Source organism: Marinobacter sp. es.048 (assembly GCF_900188435.1).
GTDB lineage: Bacteria > Pseudomonadota > Gammaproteobacteria > Pseudomonadales > Oleiphilaceae > Marinobacter.
Window position 1 is genome coordinate 664,788 of the sequence record NZ_FYFA01000001.1, and the last position, 21,391, is coordinate 686,178.

Below are 21,391 nucleotides of genomic sequence, written 5' to 3' on the forward strand. Positions count from 1 at the left end.
GTTCGTTATTATTCAGTGCGCGAACAGAGTACGAACGATGGCTGGGAAAGGCCTTCCAAAACTGTCTGTCGCCACGGATGGCGACAGTCAAGCGTCAGATGGACGTGCCGCCAGGAGCGTGTTTTGGAAGGCCTTTCCCAGCCGTCGCTCCGTCAAAGCTCAAAGCGCCGGTGCACAGAACCAAGATAACCGATTTGAAGGGCAAGATCCCAAGATGAACACTAAAGTCGAACAGCGTATGATTCGCCCCTATAGCCCCCAGTGAAAACAGGAACCCCCGTGGCCCGAATCAAACTCTCCTTCCCGGACGACGTCTTCTGCTTCGAAACCAGAATGCCCGTCAGAATCACCGACATCAACGGCGCCAACCACCTTGGTAACGACGCCCTGATCTCCATGCTCTCCGAAGCCCGGGCCCAGTTCCTGGTCAGTTACGGCATCCAGGAAGCCAGCAAGGACGGCACCGGCATTATCGTTACCGACCTGGCCACCATGTACCAGTCCGAGTCCTTCTTCCCGGAAATGCTGCGCTTTGAAGTGGGTCTGATGGACTTCAACAAGTATGGCGGGGATTTCGTGTTCCGGGTCACCAAGGCCGAGAGCGGCCAGCCCGTGGCAATGGCGAAGTATGGCTTCGTCTTCTTCAACTACCACCGTAAGGAAGTGGTGCCGGTGCCTGAGAGTTTCCGCTCACGCTTTGCCTGAGGATACTTCGGCCTTCAGGCGCGTCATGCCGGCACGGTAAAAGCTGTAAGCCATGGCGCCGGCGAACAGATTGCCCACCAGTGCGCCGCTCATAAGCCCGTAGACGCCGTTGATCTGGCTGCCGATCCAGAGCAGGGGCAGGAAACACAGGAACAGGCGAAGCGTGGACACCAGCAGGGCCCGCATCGCCAGGCCCAGGGCATTGCACACCGACACCATCAGCATGCACACGCCCAGACCGCTGTAACTGAGCGGCACCCGTACCAGATAGCCGGCAAGAACCTCCTGAACATCACTGTCGCTGGAGAAAAGCTCCGATACCAATCCGGAAGCGACAACCCAGGTGAGGCCAATGGCCAACTGCCAGACCACCACAAACCGGACTGCGAGGCGCACCAGTTTACGGATCTGCTCGATATCGCCGGCACCCAGCATGCGGCCAATCATCGGCGGCATCGACATGGTCAGGGCCAACACCACCACGATGGAGAAAAATTCCAGGCGGGTGCCCAGGCCCCAGGCAGCCACGGCGGCCGAGCCGAAGCCGGCCACCAGGGCTGTTGCCAGCATCGCCGAGACAGCCGGCATCAGCTGGCTCACCATAGCCGGGGCCATGATGCCATTTAGTTGCTTCAGGGCCTTCCATAGAGCGAGCTCGCGCAGATCAAACCGGACCCAGTGGCGTTTCAGGAGCTTCGGATAGATCACCAGGCAGCCAATACCAAAAGAGGTGATGGTTGCCCAGGCAGCGCCGGGCAGTCCCCAGCCGAAAACAAAGATGTAGAGCGGATCCAGGGCGATGTTGGTCAGGCTTGTGGCCACCATCATGTACCCCGGCAGCTTGGTATCACCGTGGGACCGGCAAACGCTGTAGCCAAAGTACAGGAAGGCCCCGGTCCAGGCGGCCATCAGCCAGGGAATCCAGTACTGACGGACGAGTGGCAGCAGTGCATCTTCCGCCCCCAGCGCAGTCATTATGTGACTCTGCAGAAACCACAGGGCCACGCAGATGACGAACACGAGGCTGCCGCCGACGGTTATGATCAGGCCGCCAAGCCGATAGGCGCGAAGTTCATCGCCGGCACCCAGTGTGCGGGAAACGATCGCCGTGGTCGCAATACCCAACCCCACCTGAAGGCCGATGATCAGTTGCTGCATCGGCAGGGTGAAGCCCAGCGCCGCCAGCGGATCCCGTCCAAGCTGACCCACAAAGGCACTGTCGGCCAGCTGGAAGGTCATCAGGGACAGCACCCCGAAGAGCATGGGCCAGGTCATGCTGTAAAGCTGGCGGGCCAGGGATGGGTTCTGGGTGGTGGTCTGCACGGGGCGTCAGGGGCCTTCGGTTTGTCTTGGAGGCGAGATTCTAACAGGTCTGGCTTTTGGTGTTAGCAAAGTCGCCGGAACGACTTATCAGGAGACGCCGTGAACCCCGCAAGCGGGTCCTGCCCGCAATCATAGATTGCGGTCGTTCGGCTGCGCATGAAGCGCTGCTTCAAATACGCTTGCCTCACCCCTGGGGGCTTGGCATTGCCATCCTTGGCAATGCACACTCCTGCTGAGTCGTTCCGGCGCCTTTGCCCAGACCGTTGGTGGTGTTTCCAACTGCCAGGTTTTGACTTTGAGCTCTCAAAGCACCTTCAGCGCTGCATCGTAATCCGGCTCGTCCTTGATCTCACCAACCAGCTGGCTGTGCAGAACCTTGTTGTCTTCATCCAGTACAACCACCGCCCGGGCGCAGAGACCGGCCAGGGGGCCGTCTTGCATGGCGACGCCGTAGTCCTGCTGGAAGCTGTAGTTCCGGAAGGTTGACAGGGTTTCAACGTTTTTCAGACCTTCGGCACCGCAGAATCGGGCGGCTGCGAAGGGCAGATCGGCGGAAACGACAAAGACCACGGTGTTGTCGAGGTTGCCGGCCTTTTCGTTGAATTTCCGGGTGGAGGCGGCACAGACGCCGGTGTCGATACTGGGAATGATGTTCAGGATTTTGCGTTTGCCGGCCCAGTTATCAAGTTTCACTTCTTCCAGGCCGCTGTTGGTCAGCGTGAAGGGAGGGGCGGTGTCGCCTGCCTCGAGAAATTTGCCGCTCACGTCAATAGGGTTGCCGTCCAGGGTTACGTTGCTCATGGGGTACTCCTTGTCGTCTGGTTTAGAGTCTTACGTACTCTGTGTAGACCACTTTGGATGATTTTTCCTTAACTGCTGGTTGCGCTTTGTGGTTCGAAACCTTTGGCAGGATAACGCTGAACCAGCAGCAGATAACAGCCCATGGCAATCGCAGCGCAGGCGGCGATGATGGTGGCCATGACCAGGGAGGTGCCGTCGTGCAGGTGGCCGACGAGCATGCCGGCAACGGCGGCGACCGCCATCTGTGCGAAGCCGAACAGGGCGGAGGCAGAGCCGGCCATAGTGGGGAAGTTTGTCAGCGCGCCGGCCATGGTCTGGGGCAGGACCATGCCGGTGCCCATCATGAATAGGGCCTGGGGCAGAATGACTGCCCAGACGTTGAACACTTCGCTCAGTGCCAGCACGGCCATCAGACTCCCTCCAGCCACGGCGATAACCAGGCCACGAACCAGGATCTGGTCGGGCAGCAGGCGTCGGCCAAGACGGACGGCTGTCAGGTTACCGATAATGAAGCCGGCCACCATGCAGGCGAAGTAGAGGCCGAACTGCTCGGTTGGCACGCCCAGAAAATCAATCAGTACGAACGAGGAACCGGACAGGAAGGCGAACAGGCCGGAGAAGATCAGGGCATTGGTCAGGGTGTAGCCGACGAAGCTGATGTCCTTCGCGATGATTCGATAGTTCCGCAACAGGCTGCAGAGTTTCAGGGATTGGCGATGCTCCGGACGCATGGGCTCGGGAATCCCGAAGGCCACCACCAACGCCATCACCAGTGCATAGCCACCCAGTGCCAGGAACACCGATGACCAGCCGAGGCTGGCGGTCAGCAGACCGCCAATGGTCGGTGCAACTGCCGGCGCCAGAGCCATGATGCTGGCCAGGATTGCCAGGATCTTGGCGGCTTCCTGGGGCGTATAGATATCCCGAATCGCCGCCCGTCCCAGAACCGGACCGGCAGAACCGCCAAGCGCTTGCAGAAAACGGCACAGAATCAGCGTTTCGATGTTCGTCGCCAGGGCACAGCCAATACTGGCAATGGCGAAAAGTACGAAACCGCCAATCATGATCGGTTTGCGACCAAACCGGTCCGCCAACGGACCGCAAATCAGCTGGGCAATAGCAAAGCCCACCAGATATAGGCTCAAAGTCAGTTGAACCTGATCGGTACCGGTTCCGAAGTCTGAACCAATCTGTGGCAGTGCCGGCAAATACATATCTGTTGCCAGCGGCCCAAGAGCCACAGCGGCGGCTAGAAGTATCGTTGTCCAGACACTGGTTAAAGTCAGCATGGTTTTCCTGATGCGTTATCTCAAAGGTCCAACAGGCCGGGTCAAGCGTCACAGGGACGTGCCGCAAGGAGCGTGTTTTGGGGAGCCCTGCCCGACCCGGCCGACAAGGGAGTAAACGCAGTCTAGGGCAGAGGCAGAGGGAAGATAACGGCAAGAAGGCTCATACAACCTATGAGCAAAACTGATTGATTAGCTGTTCAGGCCATTGAGCGTAGCGGCGACGGCATTAACCTGATTACGCAGCCACTTGTGGGCAGGGTCGTTCTGATTGCGGCGATGCCACAACATCAGCAGGGTAAAGGGTTTGAAATCAAAGGGCAGGGGAACCCAGGCAAAGTCGCGGAGTAAGTGTTTGCTCATGCCTTCCGGCGCCGTGGCGAGCATATCCGTGCCCCGCAGAAATTCTGGCAGGCCGGAAAAATTAGAGACCGTCACCACATTGCGGCGAACCAGACCGCGGGTATCCATGGCCGTTTCCACCGTTGGCTTCTCCCCAGTGGCAAACAGCAGGGCAATATGGTCCGCCTTCAGATATTCCGTCAGATCCGCCGGCGGTTTCCGGAATGCGGGATCATAGAACACCACCATCCGATCCGCCATCAGCCCCCGCTGCATAATATCTGTCGCTTCCGGCGCATGCGGCGAAATAACCAGATCACACACATCCTTTCGCAACAGATCGGCCCGGGGAATGCCGGACGGAATCACCTGGAGACTGATGCCCGGAGCCTCCCGCCGCAAGGTACGCACCAGCCCGGGCAACAGCAGATCCCGCTGGTAGTCATTGGCAGCAATGGTGAACGTGAACTCGGCCGTGGCCGGACTGAACGGCGGGCCTGAGGACAGCGACTGCAGGTCATCCAGAATCTGTCGAATATGCGGCCCGGCCTGAAGAGCGTAGCGGGTGGGTACGATGCCACGCCCGGATTTTACGAACAGGGGGTCCCCCAGTGCCTGGCGCAGCCGCTCCAGCGTATGGCTCACCGCCGACTGGGTAACACCCAGCCGAACCGCGGCACGGGACACGCTGCCTTCATCAAGCACCGCCAGAAACGTGCTCAGGGCACGGAAATCCAGGTTGAATGTATCAATCGGGTTCATGAATGGGAGTGTAACCCGATGTTTGGAGAGGCGCTACGGCGCAGCCGTTTCCTGAATGAATGTCTGAACGGCTTCTGCCAGCTCGCTGAACCAGGGGTTGTAGGTCAGCCGGCTGGTAAACACCGGGCGTTCCGTGTCGTGCCAGGCGCTGAACCAGAGATCTCGCTCCGGCAATTGCCGGCAACCCTCGAGAGAGATGTTGTTCGGTTCCAGGCATCGTTGCAGCGGCGCGCCCAGGCCATAGAGATCGTTATCCGGCGCAATCAGCAGGGATTGGTGAGAGAACTCCAGGATATTGGCGTCAGGCAGATAGCTGTTCAGAAAACGGATGCGTTTGTCCGCCTGCCTGTCCGGCCAGTTTTTACGGGTGTCCCGAAAAATCATCATGGCATTCCCGGGATTGGTAAACCGCTCCCGGAACTGAGCGACGAGATAGTCCAGATTGATCACCGAGTCGGCTGTGGTCGCCAGCACCAGCAGAACGAGTAAATTCCTGAGGATAGTCATAGCCGGTGAGTGGCTTTCGCTCCTTTCGACATTAACGTAGTCATCGTTGACTCTGTTGAGTGATCGTTCAAATCCCGATACTGTAACCTCAGTACACGACCCCGAACCGCCTTCCGGATGAGGAGCCCCACCGATGACCATGACCCTTGCTTTCGACGTTTACGGAACCCTGGTCGACCCCATGGGCATGTCCCGCCTCCTGGCCGAAGATGCCGGCGACAGGGCAGAATCGGTAGCTGCTCTGTGGCGGGAGAAGCAGCTGGAGTTCTCCTTCCGAAAGGGCCTGATGAAAGTCTACGAAGACTTCGGTGTCTGCACCCGCCAGGCTCTGCGCTACGCCATGGCCACTCACAAACTGACCCTGTCGGAAGAACGCGAAAATGCCCTGATGGCGGCTTACCTGTCCCTGCCCGCGTTTGGTGATGCCTTGCCGGCGTTAAAGAGTCTGAAAGTCGAGTATCCGTTGTTCGCATTTTCCAATGGCGGTTATCCGGCGCTGGAAAAGGTGCTGGGACATAACGATCTGTTGAACCAGTTTGAAGGTCTGGTCTCGGTGGATGACATCAAAAGCTTCAAACCCGATCCCGCCGTTTACACTTACGCCCGGAGAGCCACTGGTTCCTGGGAAAACCCCCTGTGTCTTGTGTCCAGTAACGCCTGGGATGTAATTGGGGCTCGAGCTGCAGGATTACTCGCAATCTGGGTACAAAGGGACCCAGATAAAGTGTTTGAAGATTGGGGTATTCAGCCGTCTGCTGTAATCAAAAGCCTCTCTGAATTACCTTCAACGCTGAAGACCCTCTGAAGATAGAGGAGGCGGGTGTTGGGGAGAGCTTTCCAAAACTGTAGAGGGCCATGGATGGCCCGAAACAAGCGCACAGGGATGTGCTTGTAGCGTGTTTTGGAAAGCTCTCCCCAACACCTGCCGGTAAACTCCAAGCTCAAAAACTCAGTCCGACCGCAAAGCCAGCCACTCCGCCAACTCCAGCCAACTCTGACGAGGCGCCTTGCTCCCGGCAAGAATGCCCATATGCCCACCCGGCACAACCCGGAACGTCTTGTCCGTAGAACTCACATGATCCATCACCAGCTTGGCTGCACCGGGTGTCACGAGCGTATCGTCGCCGCCGGCAATGGCCAGTAAGTTGGCACTCACATTGTCTAGCCTGGCAATGTCCTCGCCGATCTGGATCTCACCTTTGGACAGCTGGTTGTCGATCCAGACCCGCACCACCGTGTCCTGAATAATCCCGCCGGGATAGGCCACCATACGGTCCAGGAACGCCGACGTGGTCGCATGGTTGGCGACAAACTCCCGGTCACCCAGCCGGATGATCAGCTCCCAGTAACTCATCACACTGGCGGCAGGGTTGGTTAGCTTGAAACCGATAGTATTGGCCCATCCCGGGGTATGAAACCAGTGAGGTTTCACATCGTGAAGCCGGAACCCGGTCCGTTTCCGGACAAACCCGGCCACGTCCGCCATGCGCTGGTTCACAAGCCCCAGAATACCGGATGCGTGACTGTCGATCGGTGAGCCCAGCACGATCGCATTGCGCACGTGCTGGTCGTTACTGAGGGCGGAATAGAACAGCGTGAACATGCCACCCATGCTCCAGCCATGCAGCGACAACTCCTGTTCCCCGCTGTGCGCCCGAACCCGGTTCAGATAGGCCGGCAACAACTCGGCCACATAGGTGTGCAGGTTGTAGTGACTGTGCTCACGGGTTGGCATGCCCCAGTCGATCAGGTACACCTCGAACCCCTTCGCCCGCAGAAACCGAACCAGACTGCGCTGGGGGAACAGATCATAGATCAGCATATTCACCGCCAGGGGCGGTACGATGACAATCGGTGTTTTATGGGACGTTCGCTCAACCGCAATGGGCTCATCTTCCAGCTCGATGAAATCCTCGGCCAGTGGCGGGTAGTAACGCAGGCTGACCAGCCCGTCGGTATGCAGGGTTTCAAACGGTGTCTGCCCGGCCTGAACCAGGCTGGCGGCCCGGAACACTCGGTCGAAGGCATTGCCGGCATAAAGGGCCGTTTGGCGGGTAACGCCTGCCGCGCGGTCGGCGGCGGATTTGAAGAGATTGGGCATGGGCATGTCCATGGAAAATTTGACGCTCACTATACGGATTACCGAACTTCGATTCTCTTCGGCCAGAAACCGGGATTATCCATGCTGGGGCGTAAATCACCATGGCAGAAGTGTCCAAACCGTTGGGCAAACCGGTCACTTCAGGCCACTGCCCAATGAGGGCTGTGGTTGATATCATTAGGTCCCATTTGGAAAGAACAACCAGAAAAACAGGACCGCCATGCTCAGCTTTCTCCCTGCCCCCGTGATCGGTGTACTCAACTCCATCCTGCTGGGAATCAACACTCTGTTCTGGTGCATACTGCTCTATATACCGGCCATTCTGAAACTCATCATCCCCATCAAGGGCTTCCGGGTACTCTGCACCCGAGTCATCATCTGGATAGCTGAGGCCTGGGTCGCCTGCAACACCGGCTGGATGAAGCTTACCCATGGCACAAAATGGGACGTGCAAGGCGCCGAGAATCTCAAGCGGGAAAGCTGGTACCTGGTGCTGGCCAATCACCAGAGCTGGGTGGATATATTCGCCATGCAGCGGGTCTTCAATCACCGGGCGCCGTTCCTGAAGTTTTTCCTCAAGCAGCAACTGATATGGGTACCCGTCATAGGCCTGGCCTGGTGGGGCCTCGATTTCCCGTTTATGAAGCGTTACACGAGGGAGTATCTGATCAAACACCCGGAGAAACGCGGTGAAGATTTGCGGGCAACGCGTCGGGCCTGCGAACAGTTCCGCCACACCCCGGTCAGTGTGATGAACTTCGTTGAAGGGACCCGGTTTACTCAGGCCAAACACGATAAACAGAAATCTGCCTACAAACACCTGCTGACCCCAAAGGCTGGCGGTGCGGCCTTTGTACTCGACGCCATGGGCGACTCGATCCAGACCCTGGTAGATGTGACCATTGCCTATCCCGACGGCGCACCCACCTTCTGGGAGTTTATCTGTGGCCGGGTAAAAGAAGTCAAAATGGAAATCCACACCGTTGATATCCCGGATCACCTGAAAGGCCGGGACTATTCAACGGATGCTGAGCACCGTCGGAACGTGAAAAACTGGCTGGGAGAGCAGTGGCAGGCCAAGGACGAGCGGTTGGAGCAGATGCTGGCCCGGTAATTACCGGGCATCAGCTGTCTGAATCATCCTCCACTTCATCTGGATGTTCCTGCTTGTAACGCTCCCACTCTTCCCAATCGTGAGGCGTTCCCGCATGGGGCCTGCGCAGATGTTTTGCGTGCTCCATGGCGTTGTGGCGGAGACTGTGGTCCCGCTCTTCGTCTTCCTTGTCGAAACCGTACTTTTTCAGAAACTCATCGGGCGTGATGGGCATGGCGCACCTCCACCATCGGATCATGTCCTGATTGATACGATGCGCCTGCCTGTGTGGTTTTTCAACCGTTGTCGGAACTCGTCCCGGTCGGGATCTCCCGGGCTTCCACCAGCTTGAAATTGATCTGCCTGCGTTCCTCGTCTACCCCTGCAAAGCTTACCGTTACCGGTTGTTCCAGTTGGAAGATGCGTCCGTTCTTGTTGTGGATCAGGCGCAGGGTAACCGGATCAAAGCTGTACTTGCCATCAAGATCCTTGCAGCTGACGAACCCTTCCAGACCATTGGCATCCAGGCGGACGAAGAAGCCGGCAGGCACGGTGCGGCTGATAACGCCGGGCATGGGTTCTTCGCCGAGGGTTTTTGCGAAGTCACTCTTGAGCCAGGCTTCCAGACTGTTGGCGGCCTGACGGGCGCGGATCTGAGCAGCTTGCAGGGCCTCCAGCTGATCCTCACTCAAGGCCTTCATGGGAGTATCCCACAGCGCCGACTTGATCAGCCGGTGCACGTAGAAGTCCGAGAACTTGCGCAGTGGCGAGGTAAAGGTGGTGTAGGCGTCCAGGCCCATACCATGGTGGGGGGCGGGCTTGAAGCTCAGCTCGGACCGGGCCAGTTGGCGGGACAGTATGGCCTTGACCGGTACCTCGGCTTCCAGGGCGTCTGTTTCCTTCATCAGTTTGCGGAAGCCCTCGGCCTGATGGGCGTCGACTCCCGAGAGGTGCGGTGCGTGACTGTCGATCAATGCCCGAATGTTTTCGGCGCGATCATCCCGTAATCCGGGATGCTGGATGAACAGGCCGGCGGTGTGGTTGCTCAGGAAGTCCGCGGCACAGCGGTTGGCAGCGACCATGCACTCTTCCACCAGCCGATGGGCTTCATTCTGGATGGACGGTTCGATCAGCCGAATACGCTTGTTTTCGTCCAGCCGGAGGCGGAATTCCGGTCGGTCACCACTCAGCAACGCATGCTCGCCGCGCCACTTCCGAAGTGCTGTCGCTGCCTGGTGCAGTTGGTCCAGACTGTTGGCGACGGCGTCCGGCAGTGCCTTGATGTCGTCGTCTTCACGACCTTCGATCAGATTCGAGACCAGCTCGTAACTGAGCTTGCCCTTGGACTGGATAACCGCCTGATGAAAGCTGTAGTCGCCAAGGCTGCCATCGTTGTTAACCTGAAGATCGCATACCAGGGCCAGGCGCTTGGCCTCCGGCATCAACGAGCACAGGCGGGTGCTGATGCTGTCTGGCAGCATGGGCAGGGGCTCGCCCGGGAAATAAATAGCGGTGGCCCGATTGAACGCTTCCTGTTCCGCCGGGCTGTCGGTGTCGATCACAGCGGTCGGATCGGCAATGGCAATCGACAACGACCAGCCGGTGGCGTTGGGTTCGGCCAGCAGGGCATCGTCCATGTCCTGGGTGCCCGGACTGTCGATAGTCACGTAGGGGCGATCCGTGCGGTCCTCCCGCCCGGCTTCCCGGGATTCGATGTCACTGTCACTGAGGCTGTCGGCCTGAGTGCGCACTTCGTCCGGCCAGGTGTCCGCCAGGTCAAAGGTTGCGAGGGTGAAGGAACGTTCGATGCCCGGTTCCCCGGCCTTGCCGATCACCCGCAACACCTTGGCCTGGCCCTTGCCGTCCTTGATCGGATGTTTGTGGATCTGGCAGTAGATGTAATCGTCCTGCTGGGCATTCATTCGTTCTTTGGGGGGAATGAAGATCCAGCGGTTGATGCCCGGCGTTTCGGGTACCACGAAATGTCCTTTGCCTTTTACCAGGTAACGACCCACAAAGGTGTTAAGGCGGGTTTCCAGGAGTTCGTCCACCACGCCCTGGATTTTGCCTTTCTCGACTTCCTGCTCGGTGACATTCACCCGGTCCCCGGGCAGCACCTTCTGCATTTCCTCGGGGGGAAGGAAAACATCCCGGCCCTCGTCGAGCGCTACAAATCCGAAGCGGCCATTGGTGGCTTTGACGGTACCTGGAAAGACCACCTTGTTGTCCTTGATATCCGATTTCAGCTGGCGCAACTGGCTGAGGGCGTCGGCATTGAGCATGAAGTAACCTGGCTGGTAAAAAATGAATGATGGGGCGGAGTATAACGGTTATGGCGGTATGAGTCAGACCCGTTACGCGGGGTTAATCTCCGGGTCTTCCGAGGTGGTAATACAGACCCGGTTCCGGCCTTCATGCTTGGCTTGATAAAGGGCCCGATCTGCCTGGCGAAGAATGGTGTCGGTGCTGTCACCTGGCAGGGCGAAATAACCTCCCACACTGACCGTAACCGGCGTTCCGGTTTTCTGGCTTTCCTGTTCCACGGATTCCCGGATTCGAAGTGCGATGCGGCTCAACGTCTCGGGGTCGCAGGGTGACAGCAGAACCACGAATTCGTCACCACCCCAGCGCCCGGGATGATCGTAGGGGCGCACTCCAGCTTTCAGCCACAGCGCTACCCGGCACAGGATCTGATCGCCCGCCTGATGGCCCAGGTTGTCGTTGATACTCTTGAAATGGTCAATGTCCAGCCAGAGTACGCCAAAGCCGGTTTCCTGGCGGCGGGCCCGCTGGATTTCCTCATCGAGAACCTCGTCCAGGCCGCGACGGTTTTTCAGACCGGTCAGGGGATCGATCCGGGCCAGTCGGTTCAGTTCATCGGTTCGTTGCGCGACTTTTTCTTCGAGTTCCCGGGTAGAGTTGCCCAGGCTCTGAGTCATTTTCTCGAAATGATCGGCCAGCCAGCCGATCTCGTTATCGGGTTTATCCAGCCGTGGCAGGTCGAAGCTGCCCTCCCGGACTTTTTCCACGGCGTGTTCGAGGCTCATGATGGGCTTGAGAATGCGGGACTGAATAATCAGGTGGAACAACACCAGTGTGACCAGCAGTGTGCCCAGGAACACGGCCACCAAAGGCCACAGGTAGCTGGTTGGCAGGAGCGTATTGAGGTCGAGAAGGGTGATTTCAAACCAGCCAATCGCGGGGAGGAAGGCAACTCCCGCTAGATGCTTGCGGCCATCCACGGTCACAAAACCGCTTTCTACCTCGCCAGCCTGGTCTCCGCGCTTTTTCAACAGTTGCAGCATTCCGAGGATCTGCTGTTTGTCCTGAGGATCATCGAACAATAGGTCGACCGTGTTCTTCTGACCTTCGGGTTTGATGATGCTGGCGAAGTCGATGTAGTTCCGGTCACGGTATAGCTGAATGGCGCCGTTGTAGTCCACGAACAGGGTTGTGATGCCCTCCTGGCCGATGTCGACAATATCCTGCAGGAAAGCGTCCAGACTCAGACCGGTACCGACCATGCCAACAATCTCGCCGGCCTCGTTGCGCATCAACACATCGATCCAGAGCTTGGTGACGCCCAGTTCGGTATCCGGATTGACGTTCAGGTGGAAGTCCCGACCTTCATCAATCAGCTGGAAAAACCAGGCGTCGTCGGGTTTTTCTTTATCGAGAACATATCGGAACTGACTGCCGGCGTATTCGTTTTCCTCGTTGTTGTAGTAGTAGTGGCCATTCTCAACAAGAGCAACGAAGTAATTGTTGTCCCGGAAATTGGAACGAAAACTCTCCATCTGGCGGATGGCTTCAGATTCAAGCGCGGCATCATCCGGATTTCTGGCCCAGTCGAGTAATGCCGGAGAGCTGGCCATCTGTTTGGCTAGCCCAATCTCCCGTTCCAGGGACTGCAGTAGTCGAGCGCTATCGTAGCGCACCTGTATTTCTGCAACCTGCTGGCCCCAGCGTTCGATGATGTTTTCGGACAGCTCCCGGTAAGCCAGCCACGAAGCCAGTGAAGCCACAACTATCAGACTGGCGGCCAGACCAAGGATTCGGGTTTTAAGGCTCAACGAGGATCCCTCTCGGTTTTTCTGGGTTTCTGGGCGCCAATGATAGAACACCGGTTAACCAGAGTGTAGAAAAAACGGACAGGGCGTGGCGAGATTTTGGAGGAAAAACGGTCGCAAGGGCCACATAGCGAAGGCCCTTGCTCCTTGATCAATGTCAATTGTGCTCGGAAAAGATCCTGGTCTGTCCTGCCTCGTTAAACAGGATGACCTTGTAATGATCTTGCCGGTCGCCCATCTCCATGCCGGGCGACCCCATGGGCATGCCGGGCACGCTCAGGCCGGTGGCCCGGGGCGCTTCGCTGATCAGACGCTTGATGTCGTCTGCCGGCACATGACCTTCAATGACGTAATCTCCGACAAAGGCGGTGTGGCAACTGCCAAGACCGGCGATCAGGCCGGCATCGGCCTTGATCCTGCCCATGTCGTTGGTTTCGGTTGCTTTCACCTCGAAGCCATTTTCTTCCAGGTGATCGATCCAGTCATCGCAGCAGCCGCAAGTGGGGGATTTGTAGACGTGAATACTCTGGGCCGCGCCCGCAGCCAGCGCCGTGGTGCTGAACCCCAGAGCTGCCATCAGGCCAAAAGCCAGCGTGTGTTTTTTCATGGCAAGTACCTCAGTGGTGATGTTGATGTTCACGTGAGCCTGTGTCGTCAGAACCGGACAGCCAGAACCACCAGACGATGGCCGCCATCAGGGCGAGTCCTCCAACGTTAACCAGCAGTGTTTCCATCAATTCCGCTCCTGTTGCTGTTTCGGATCACTGTTGCTGTCGTTCTTTTCCGGCCGGTGACTGGTTCGGAACAGCCTCAGACGGTTGGCGTTCGAGACAACGGTCACGGAAGACAGGGACATGGCGGCACCTGCCAGAATCGGGCTCATCAGTATTCCCCAGACAGGGTAGAGCAGGCCGGCGGCCACCGGAATACCCATTGTGTTGTATACGAACGCGCCAAACAGGTTCTGGTGAATATTTTTCACCGTGGCCCGGGAAATCTCGATGGCATCGGGCACGCCGTGCAGGGAACCACGCATCAGAGTGATGCCGGCGCTCTCAATGGCCACATCCGTGCCGGTGCCGATGGCAAAGCCGACGTCCGCCGCTGCCAGGGCCGGAGCATCGTTGATGCCGTCGCCAACCATGGCGACGATATGGCCCTTGCCGCGCATTTCGCTGACCACCTCGGCCTTGTCTTCGGGCAGCACTTCCGCCCGGTAGTCATCGATACCGGCCTTCTTCGCGATGGCCTTCGCGGTGGCGTCGACATCGCCGGTGACCATCATCACCTTGATGCCGGCCTCGTGGAGGCGCTGGATCGCGGCCTTGGAGTCCGGTTTGATGGCGTCGGCAACACCGATGACTCCCAGGGCCTCGTTACCCAATGCCAGGAAAAGAGGAGTGCCGGCTTCTTCGGTGATCGAGCGGGCGGCATCGGCCAGATCGTCCAGGGCAATGCCCTGTTCTTCCAGCCAGCGACGGTTGCCCAGTCGCACGGGCTTGCCGTCGAGTTCACCTTGCACGCCTTTGCCATTCAGGGCTTCAAAACCGGTCACCTTCTCCGGCTCGGCGCTTTCCTCTTCGGCCTTCGCCAGAATGGCCTCAGCCAGAGGGTGTTCGGAGTGTTGTTCCAGCCCCGCTGCGAGAGCCAGCAGGTGCTGCTCATCCCCGCTGCTGGCGTGAACCCGGGTAACCGCCGGATGGCCTTCGGTGATGGTGCCGGTTTTATCCAGTATCACCAGGTCCAGCTTGCCAGCGGTCTGAAGGGCATCGCCCTGGCGGATCAGCGCGCCGTATTCCGCGGCCTTGCCAACACCGACCATGACCGACATCGGCGTGGCCAGACCCAGAGCGCAGGGACAGGCAATGATCAGCACGGTGGTGGCAGCCACCATCATGTGAACCACGGCCGGTTCCGGCCCGACGTTGTACCAGACCAGCGCCGCCGCTACCGCAATCAGCATGACGGTGGGCACGAACACCGACGAAATCTTGTCGGCAAGCCGACCAATGGCGGGCTTGGAGCCCTGGGCTTTCTTCACCAGTTTGATAATCTGGGCCAGCGCGGTTTCACTGCCTACCCGGGTGGCCTCATAGACGATCGAACCGTGGGTATTCAGGGTGCCGGCAGAAACCTCATCGCCTTCCGATTTGCTCACCGGCATGGGCTCACCCGTGAGCATGCTCTCATCAATGCGGGTGGAGCCTTCGGCAATCACGCCATCGACCGGTAATTTCTCCCCGGGCCTTACCCGGATATGATCGCCCTTGCGAACCTCCTCGACCGGAAGGTCCTGCTCTTCACCATCGCGAATCACCCGCGCCGTTTTTGCCCGCAGGTCCAGCAACCGGCGAACGGCCTCGGAAGTCTTGCCCTTGGCCCGAAGCTCCAGCGCCTGACCCAGGTTGATCAGGCCGATAATCATCGCCGAGGCCTCAAAGTAGACATGACGAGCCATCTCCGGCAGAGCACCGGGAATACTTGCCACGACAATGGAATAGAGCCAGGCGGTGCCGGTACCCAGGGCAATCAGGGTGTCCATGTTGGCGTTGTGGTGCCGGAAGGCCTTCCAGGCGCCGGTATAAAAATGCCCGCCGGTGGCGGCCATCACGATCAGTGTCAGCACACCCAGGCCGAGCCAGGTGCCCTGGTTGGCGTCCGTCACCATCATGGTGCCGAAGCCCATGCCCCAGACCATCAGCCCAAGACCCAGGCCCAGACTTACCGCCATCTTCACCAGCAGGGTCTTGTACTGCTTCCGGTCTTGCTCCTGCTTGCGATCGTCGGCTTCGTCCTCGTCCTCAATCACGCTGGCGCCATAGCCGGAACTCTCGACCGCCTTCACCAGCGCCTCGGGATCGGCATCGCCCGTGGCCGTGGCTGTGTTGTCTGCCAGGTTCATGTGGGCATGACTGATACCGGAGACCGACATCAGGGCCTTCTCAATTGTGTTTACACAGGAGGCACAGGTCGCTCCCGTCACCGACAGATGAATCTGCCCGTTCGCACCGGTTGTCGCTTCAGAGCCCGTCGGCGCCGAATCTTCTCCGGTTGTCTGATCTTCAGGGTTTTCGATGGAGTCGGCCTTTTCCTTGTTACCTGAAGAACAGCAACTGTCCGGCTCGGCGCCTTTCTGGAAAGGCTCAGCCGGGTAGCCGGTCTCGGTAACAATACGCGCCGCCTCAGCGGCATCGACACCTTCCGGCAAGGCCACGGTCTGCTTTTCCAGATCTACCTCGACCAGCCCGGTATCGCCGGTCAATGGTTCCAGTGCGTTGCGAATCTTCTTCGCACAGCCCTGGCACGACGCCCCGGAAATGCTGAGCGTCGTTTGTAAAACAGGTGTGTCAGTCATCCAGAATCACCCCTCGTTCTGTTCGTTTGCCCCGCAACAGGGCGCCGGATCATCCCAGTGCTCGATCAACCGGCAGATTGTATGGCCATCCGGCGTACCATCCGGCATGTCCTGCCAGGCAGCCAACGCAGCGGTCATCCGCTTGCGCAGCTGCTGCAATTCCCGAATTTCCCGCTCAACCTCCGCCAGCCGGTGCTGAAACACATCCCGCACCATCGGACACGGCGAATGATGATCGTCCGCCTGATCCAGAATCTGCCGTATCTCGGGTAACGAAAATCCCAGCTGTCGGGCCTTGCGGGCAAACCGAAGCCGTCGGAGATCCTCAGCATCGAACTGCTGGTAGTTGTTGTCCGGGTTACGGGTCGGCTTGAGCAGGTTCTCGCGGGTGTAAAACCGGACCGTATCCGGGTTTACGCCAGCGGCTTCTGCAATCTCTTTAACTTTCATCGTCTGTTCTCAATTCGGTTCTGCCTCAACACGGCAAAATCCTTTACATTGAGAATAGCCTAAAACCTGTGAGCAACTCACAGGTCAAAGGTTTTTTGGGGAAGAAGTCTGAGGAGGGCTATTAATCCCGGGAGCGTAGAAACGTACCGCAGGTCTTGCACTGATCCGGCGCCATCAGCTTCGCCTGCCAGCCAATCTTGTGGCCACAGGCCGGGCAAGCCAGCTTCAGTTGCAGAACAATAATGGGCGTGATCAGAGCGGCGATCAGAACACCCAGGGGGCCCCAGCTGTCACCGCTGGACAATCCCAGTTGACTGCTGAACACCAGAATGATGGTAAGCGCCATAAACGCAAAAATGAAATAGTTCCGGTTCCAGCGTTCCCACTGGCGAATCTTCTCGTCCTGTTCCGGAGTCAGGTATTGCGCAGCCATAGAATCTCACCTGGAGGATTTATTCGTATCTTGGGGACGGGCCGCGGCAATTACAATCCGGAATCGGCCGTAATGCCTGCCATCAGAACGCCTGAGGCAAGAGCCTGCTCAAGGTCGGCGACCGGAATCGGTCGGCTGATCAGATACCCCTGGGCGAAGTTGCAACGGTGATTTTTCAGGAAACTCAGCTGCTCCTCGGTTTCCACACCCTCGGCCACCACCTCAATGCCCAGGTTGTGGGCCAGGTTTATCACCGCCCGGGTGATCACCGCATCGTCATGGCGTTCGGTGACTTCCGTGATAAACGAGCGGTCGATTTTCAGCAGGTCGACCGGGAAATCCCGCAGGTAACCGAGAGACGAATAGCCGACTCCGAAGTCATCAATGGCCAGATGAACACCCAACTGGTGCAGACGGGAGAGTTGATTGCGATTGTGCTCGATATTCTGGATGAAGATCTCTTCGGTGAGCTCGACCTCCAGACGGTCCGCCGGCACATTCTCCGCTGCCAGGGCTTCTCGAATGTGATCCACCAGGTCTTCGTCGTCCAGCTCCCGGCCCGAGAGATTGACTGCAATGCGCAGGCCCTCCTGGGGAGTGCCTTTCCATGCCGCCAGCTGCCGACAGGCCGCCATGACTACCCAGCGGCCAATATCGGTGATTCGGCCGCTCTCCTCTGCCAGAGGGATGAATTCGACTGGCGGCAGAAGACCGCGGCGTGGATGGCGCCAGCGGATCAGCGCCTCGACACTCTGCATTTCACCGGTGTCCAGGTTCAGCTGGGGCTGATAGAAGAGCACGAATTCGTTGTTGGCGAGGGCCTGGCTCAGATCCTTGTCCAGCTCCAGGCGCATAACTTCCCGTTCCTGCATGCCCTCAGTGTAAAACTGGTAGGTATTCCTGCCCTGTTCCTTGGCCCGGTAGAGGGCAATGTCTGCGTTACGCAACAGCGTATCCGAGTCCAGACCGCTCTGCGGGTACACCGCCACGCCCATGGTGGCGGTAATGCTGTGGGACTGCCCCTGAACACTGAAGGGCTGATCAAAGCACTGTTTGATCTGACCCAGCAAGTGAATGATGTCATCAATGTCATCCACCTGTTGCTGGCAGAACATGAACTCGTCGCCCCCGGAGTAGGCCACCAGCAGCCGTTCGTTACTCAGACGGTTGAGCCGCTCGGACACCTTGATCAGCAGTTCATCCCCGAACTGGTGGCCGAGGGAGTCGTTGAGCGTCTGGAACCGATCCAGGTCCAGCATCACCAGGGCAACCTGGCGCATCTGACGATCGGCAATGTTCAGGGTGTGGGACAGATCTTCCATGAAGAATCGACGATTCGCCAGGCCGGTCAGCGTATCGGTGGATTCCAGACGGGCCAGATCTTTCTGAATCGCCGTACGTTGCTCAATCTCCTCGTCCAGCTCCCGTCGCGTTTTTAACAATGCCCGATTGCGTTTCAGAATCAACTGAACCAATAGTGTGGTCAGGCTGGTAAGGACGCCCATGATAAGGAAAGTGAAAAAAGTCAGAGCAGGCCATCGACTGTATTGCTGGTTAACCCAGTTTCGGGACGGGCGCAACACCAGCTCCCAATCGGTTGCCGGGATATCAACTGTCCTGCGAACCGAAAAGTGCGGGTGAACGGGTAACGATTCGTTGAGTTGGTATTTCAGTTCACCCTGCTCGTAGAGTTCTATCTGGAATGCGTCGATGACTCTGTTGGTCAGGAGCTGCCGGGCAATCACGTCCATGCGGAAGACTCCGGCAATAAAGCCGTTGTTGTCTGCACCAGAGTCAACCGGCGCGTAGATAACCATACCCTTGCCGCCTTGATGGAGCTCAATGATGCCGGAGAGATCCAGCTCGCCAGTGCGCTTCGACCGTTCTAACGCGAGACGGCGCTGCTGGTTAAAGGCCACATTAAAACCAAGAACTTCTTCATTGCCGCTTACGGGTTCCAACCAGCGAATTACGAAGCTGGGATCGATCCATTCAATGGCCTGATAGACACCAAAATCCTCAAGATAATTGCGTGCATCCTGCCGCCATTGCTCTCTTGTCAGAGAAGGATCGTCATCCATGCGGCGAGCCATTCGTCGGATGGCATCGGTGTAGATGCGTATTTCCCGGTTCAGGTTGTTGATTGTTGCAACCGCTTCGTTTTCCAGGTTGCTCTGGATCTGATTCCGGTCCTGCTGGGTCAATCCGTAATAAAGACCGCCTGCCAAGCCGAGAAAAATAAGGAATATCACCACCGGAAATGCCGGACTGAGAAGGCCCGACATCGTTACATTGGCAGGTGATGATTGTTCTTTCAAAACTTACTCCAAAAGCGTATCGGTAAAGGAATAACGTGAAATCCTATCACCAATTATGAATCATTTTGTGGCGGGACCGCCATGAGTGGGTGGATTCTCCCTCGCAATGAAATGCCAAACGCGACGTCGGGGAGCGCATTGACTGCTTCAAGGCGGCTTCTGTTAGGGGTGCGTCGAAAAACCGGCACCCTGGTCAGGTGCCTGAAGTGTGACTTGGTTGCTGGTTCGGCTCAGGTTTCAGGAGGGTTCAGCAACCCTGGGAATTCCCAGGCGGGGAATTTCCTGCTTGGGACAACGATCCATCACTACCGTCAGTCCTGCGGCCTCTGCCCTGGCAGCTCCCTCCTCATTGATAACACCAATCTGCAACCAGACGACGGGGATGTTGAGATCGATAGCCTGATCAATGATCGCATCGGTGCGTTCCGGTGCCAGGAACAGATCAACCATGTCCACTGGTTCCGGCAGGCTGTTCAGATCGGCGTAAACGGTTTCGCCGAGTACCGTCTTGCCTGCCAGACGGGGATTCACCGGGAGGATTCGATAGCCATGGGCCTGAAGGTATTCCATGACCTCGTGGGACGGCCGGTTGGTCTTCTCACTGGCGCCAACAAGGGCAATGGTCCTGACCGTCGTCAGGATGTCACGAATCTGGTCCGGGTTATTGCTGGGCATGGTGCTGGGGGAACCTCGCTGAATTAACGGTGTGCCTGAAGACAGACAGACACGGATTCCGCGTAGCGTAGCGCGTGAGGCTTGTCGATTTCCACTTCGGCCCACTGCACTGCCTCATGTTCCATCACGATGGTCAGAACCTCGTGGGTCAGGCGTTCGAGCAGGGCGAACCGGTTGCCATCCACATGATGAATGATCTGCTTGGTGATGGTGCGATAGTTGAGGGCGGCCGCGATCTCGTTCCGGTTGACCGCCTCGGTAGCGTCATAGGTCAGGCTGACGTTGATCAACACGTCCTGCTGGTTGTTGATTTCCTCTTCCTTTATGCCGATGTAGGCTCTCAGGAGGAGATCCTTGATGCGGACCTTTGCCAGGTGATTCCCTTGGACGTCTGTCATGCGGCCTCCCTCAGTTCTGGTGCTTCAGCGGTTGTTACTGATCAGAGTCAGAAACTCGGTGCGAGTAGCCTGGGATTTGCGGAACTGTCCCAGCATCATAGAGGTCTTCATGCGGGAATTCTGTTTCTCCACGCCTCGCATCATCATGCACATGTGTTGCGCCTCGATAACGACGGCCACGCCCTTCGCGCCGGTGACACTTTCGACGGCTTCGGCGATCTGGCGGGTCAGGTTTTCCTGGATTTGCAGTCGGCGGGCATACATGTCGACAATGCGGGCAAATTTGGACAGACCCAGCACCTTGCCCTGGGGCAGGTAGGCGATGTGGCATTTGCCGATAAACGGCAACATGTGGTGCTCACACATACTGTACAGCTCGATATCCTGAACCACGACCATCTCGTCCATGGCCGACTCGAATACCGCATTGTTTACCAGGTCGCCAAGATCCTGTTGGTAGCCGCACGTGAGGAACTGCATGGCCTTGGCCGCGCGCATTGGAGTGTCTTGCAGACCCTCGCGGTCCGGATCTTCGCCCAGACCATCGATAATGGCACGAAAGTGCCCTGAGAGGTCGTCAAGGAGTTTGTTCATAGTCTTTTCCGGTTAGCAGTGTCTTACGAGGGCCAAAGCTTAAGGCAATTTGCCCACCATCTCTACGGTTTACGGAGGCATTGCGGGAAAAGACCACTTTGGCTGTCGCGTCTTGTGGTTTGGGCGGTGGGGCTATGGTAGTGGGATCCGGTTTGTTCTAAAGTTTCAGGCTGTGAAT

The 21,391-nt window shown here is 57.9% G+C and carries 20 protein-coding genes; 3 read left to right on the top strand and 17 right to left on the bottom strand.

Annotated features, from left to right (window positions below):
* Positions 1–279 precede the first annotated feature (279 nt).
* The gene (locus tag CFT65_RS03065) at positions 280–705 is read left to right on the top strand and encodes a thioesterase family protein (RefSeq protein WP_088826557.1); all 426 of its coding nucleotides are present in this window, start codon (positions 280–282) and stop codon (positions 703–705) included.
* Here the strand turns inward: CFT65_RS03065 and CFT65_RS03070 are convergent.
* The 5 genes from CFT65_RS03070 to CFT65_RS03090 all read right to left on the bottom strand — a co-directional run bounded on the left by CFT65_RS03070 (position 691) and on the right by CFT65_RS03090 (position 5,726).
* Positions 691–2,028 (bottom strand): MATE family efflux transporter, encoded by a 1,338-nt coding sequence (locus tag CFT65_RS03070; RefSeq protein WP_228705772.1) that lies wholly within the window; start codon positions 2,026–2,028, stop codon positions 691–693. The two genes, CFT65_RS03065 and CFT65_RS03070, sit on opposite strands and share 15 nt — an antisense overlap.
* A 303-nt stretch (positions 2,029–2,331) precedes the next feature.
* Positions 2,332–2,829, bottom strand: coding sequence for a thiol peroxidase (tpx, locus tag CFT65_RS03075; RefSeq protein ID WP_088826558.1), 498 nt, complete (start codon positions 2,827–2,829; stop codon positions 2,332–2,334).
* Positions 2,830–2,897: 68 nt separating this feature from the next.
* Positions 2,898–4,118: a Bcr/CflA family multidrug efflux MFS transporter gene (locus tag CFT65_RS03080; RefSeq protein WP_088826559.1), complete on the bottom strand. Its 1,221-nt coding sequence runs from the start codon at positions 4,116–4,118 to the stop codon at positions 2,898–2,900.
* A gap of 189 nt (positions 4,119–4,307) precedes the next feature.
* The gene (locus tag CFT65_RS03085) at positions 4,308–5,219 is read right to left on the bottom strand and encodes a LysR family transcriptional regulator (protein WP_088826560.1); all 912 of its coding nucleotides are present in this window, start codon (positions 5,217–5,219) and stop codon (positions 4,308–4,310) included.
* A gap of 33 nt (positions 5,220–5,252) precedes the next feature.
* The gene (locus tag CFT65_RS03090; protein ID WP_228705773.1) at positions 5,253–5,726 is read right to left on the bottom strand and encodes a hypothetical protein; all 474 of its coding nucleotides are present in this window, start codon (positions 5,724–5,726) and stop codon (positions 5,253–5,255) included.
* A gap of 133 nt (positions 5,727–5,859) precedes the next feature.
* Here CFT65_RS03090 and CFT65_RS03095 point away from each other — a divergent pair, with 133 nt between their 5' ends.
* Positions 5,860–6,531, top strand: a complete 672-nt coding sequence (locus CFT65_RS03095) for a haloacid dehalogenase type II (protein ID WP_088826561.1) — start codon at positions 5,860–5,862, stop codon at positions 6,529–6,531.
* A 144-nt stretch (positions 6,532–6,675) separates the two neighbouring features.
* Here CFT65_RS03095 and CFT65_RS03100 read toward each other — a convergent pair whose 3' ends face one another.
* Positions 6,676–7,827, bottom strand: a complete 1,152-nt coding sequence (locus CFT65_RS03100) for an alpha/beta fold hydrolase (protein ID WP_088826562.1) — start codon at positions 7,825–7,827, stop codon at positions 6,676–6,678.
* A 220-nt stretch (positions 7,828–8,047) separates the two neighbouring features.
* Between CFT65_RS03100 and CFT65_RS03105 the strand changes: the two genes are divergently transcribed.
* Entirely contained in the window at positions 8,048–8,941 is an 894-nt protein-coding gene (locus CFT65_RS03105) for an acyltransferase (protein ID WP_088826563.1), read from the top strand.
* Between the two features lie 10 nt (positions 8,942–8,951).
* On the opposite strand, the gene CFT65_RS03110 is transcribed toward CFT65_RS03105, so the two are convergent.
* From CFT65_RS03110 to folE, 11 genes are all read right to left on the bottom strand, one after another.
* Entirely contained in the window at positions 8,952–9,155 is a 204-nt protein-coding gene (locus CFT65_RS03110; protein ID WP_088826564.1) for a hypothetical protein, read from the bottom strand.
* A 61-nt stretch (positions 9,156–9,216) separates the two neighbouring features.
* Positions 9,217–11,202 carry a ribonuclease R family protein gene (locus CFT65_RS03115; RefSeq protein WP_088826565.1) on the bottom strand — a complete coding sequence of 662 codons (1,986 nt, stop codon included), beginning with the start codon at positions 11,200–11,202 and terminating at the stop codon, positions 9,217–9,219.
* Between the two features lie 72 nt (positions 11,203–11,274).
* Positions 11,275–12,993 carry a diguanylate cyclase gene (locus tag CFT65_RS03120; RefSeq protein ID WP_088826566.1) on the bottom strand — a complete coding sequence of 573 codons (1,719 nt, stop codon included), beginning with the start codon at positions 12,991–12,993 and terminating at the stop codon, positions 11,275–11,277.
* A 154-nt stretch (positions 12,994–13,147) separates the two neighbouring features.
* Positions 13,148–13,597, bottom strand: a complete 450-nt coding sequence (locus CFT65_RS03125; RefSeq protein WP_088826567.1) for a DUF411 domain-containing protein — start codon at positions 13,595–13,597, stop codon at positions 13,148–13,150.
* 126 nt (positions 13,598–13,723) lie between these two features.
* On the bottom strand, positions 13,724–16,345 hold the full coding sequence (locus CFT65_RS03130; protein ID WP_088826568.1) for a heavy metal translocating P-type ATPase: 2,622 nt from the start codon (positions 16,343–16,345) through the stop codon (positions 13,724–13,726).
* Positions 16,346–16,351: 6 nt separating this feature from the next.
* Positions 16,352–16,795 carry a MerR family transcriptional regulator gene (locus CFT65_RS03135; RefSeq protein WP_088826569.1) on the bottom strand — a complete coding sequence of 148 codons (444 nt, stop codon included), beginning with the start codon at positions 16,793–16,795 and terminating at the stop codon, positions 16,352–16,354.
* A gap of 121 nt (positions 16,796–16,916) precedes the next feature.
* The gene (locus tag CFT65_RS03140) at positions 16,917–17,228 is read right to left on the bottom strand and encodes a hypothetical protein (RefSeq protein ID WP_088826570.1); all 312 of its coding nucleotides are present in this window, start codon (positions 17,226–17,228) and stop codon (positions 16,917–16,919) included.
* 50 nt (positions 17,229–17,278) lie between these two features.
* On the bottom strand, positions 17,279–19,513 hold the full coding sequence (locus CFT65_RS03145; RefSeq protein ID WP_088826571.1) for a putative bifunctional diguanylate cyclase/phosphodiesterase: 2,235 nt from the start codon (positions 19,511–19,513) through the stop codon (positions 17,279–17,281).
* Positions 19,514–19,783: 270 nt separating this feature from the next.
* Entirely contained in the window at positions 19,784–20,221 is a 438-nt protein-coding gene (locus CFT65_RS03150) for a CoA-binding protein (RefSeq protein WP_088826572.1), read from the bottom strand.
* A 23-nt stretch (positions 20,222–20,244) separates the two neighbouring features.
* Positions 20,245–20,619: a dihydroneopterin triphosphate 2'-epimerase gene (folX, locus tag CFT65_RS03155; RefSeq protein ID WP_088826573.1), complete on the bottom strand. Its 375-nt coding sequence runs from the start codon at positions 20,617–20,619 to the stop codon at positions 20,245–20,247.
* 24 nt (positions 20,620–20,643) lie between these two features.
* Positions 20,644–21,213, bottom strand: coding sequence for a GTP cyclohydrolase I FolE (gene folE / locus CFT65_RS03160; protein WP_088826574.1), 570 nt, complete (start codon positions 21,211–21,213; stop codon positions 20,644–20,646).
* Between the last annotated feature and the right edge of the window lie 178 nt (positions 21,214–21,391).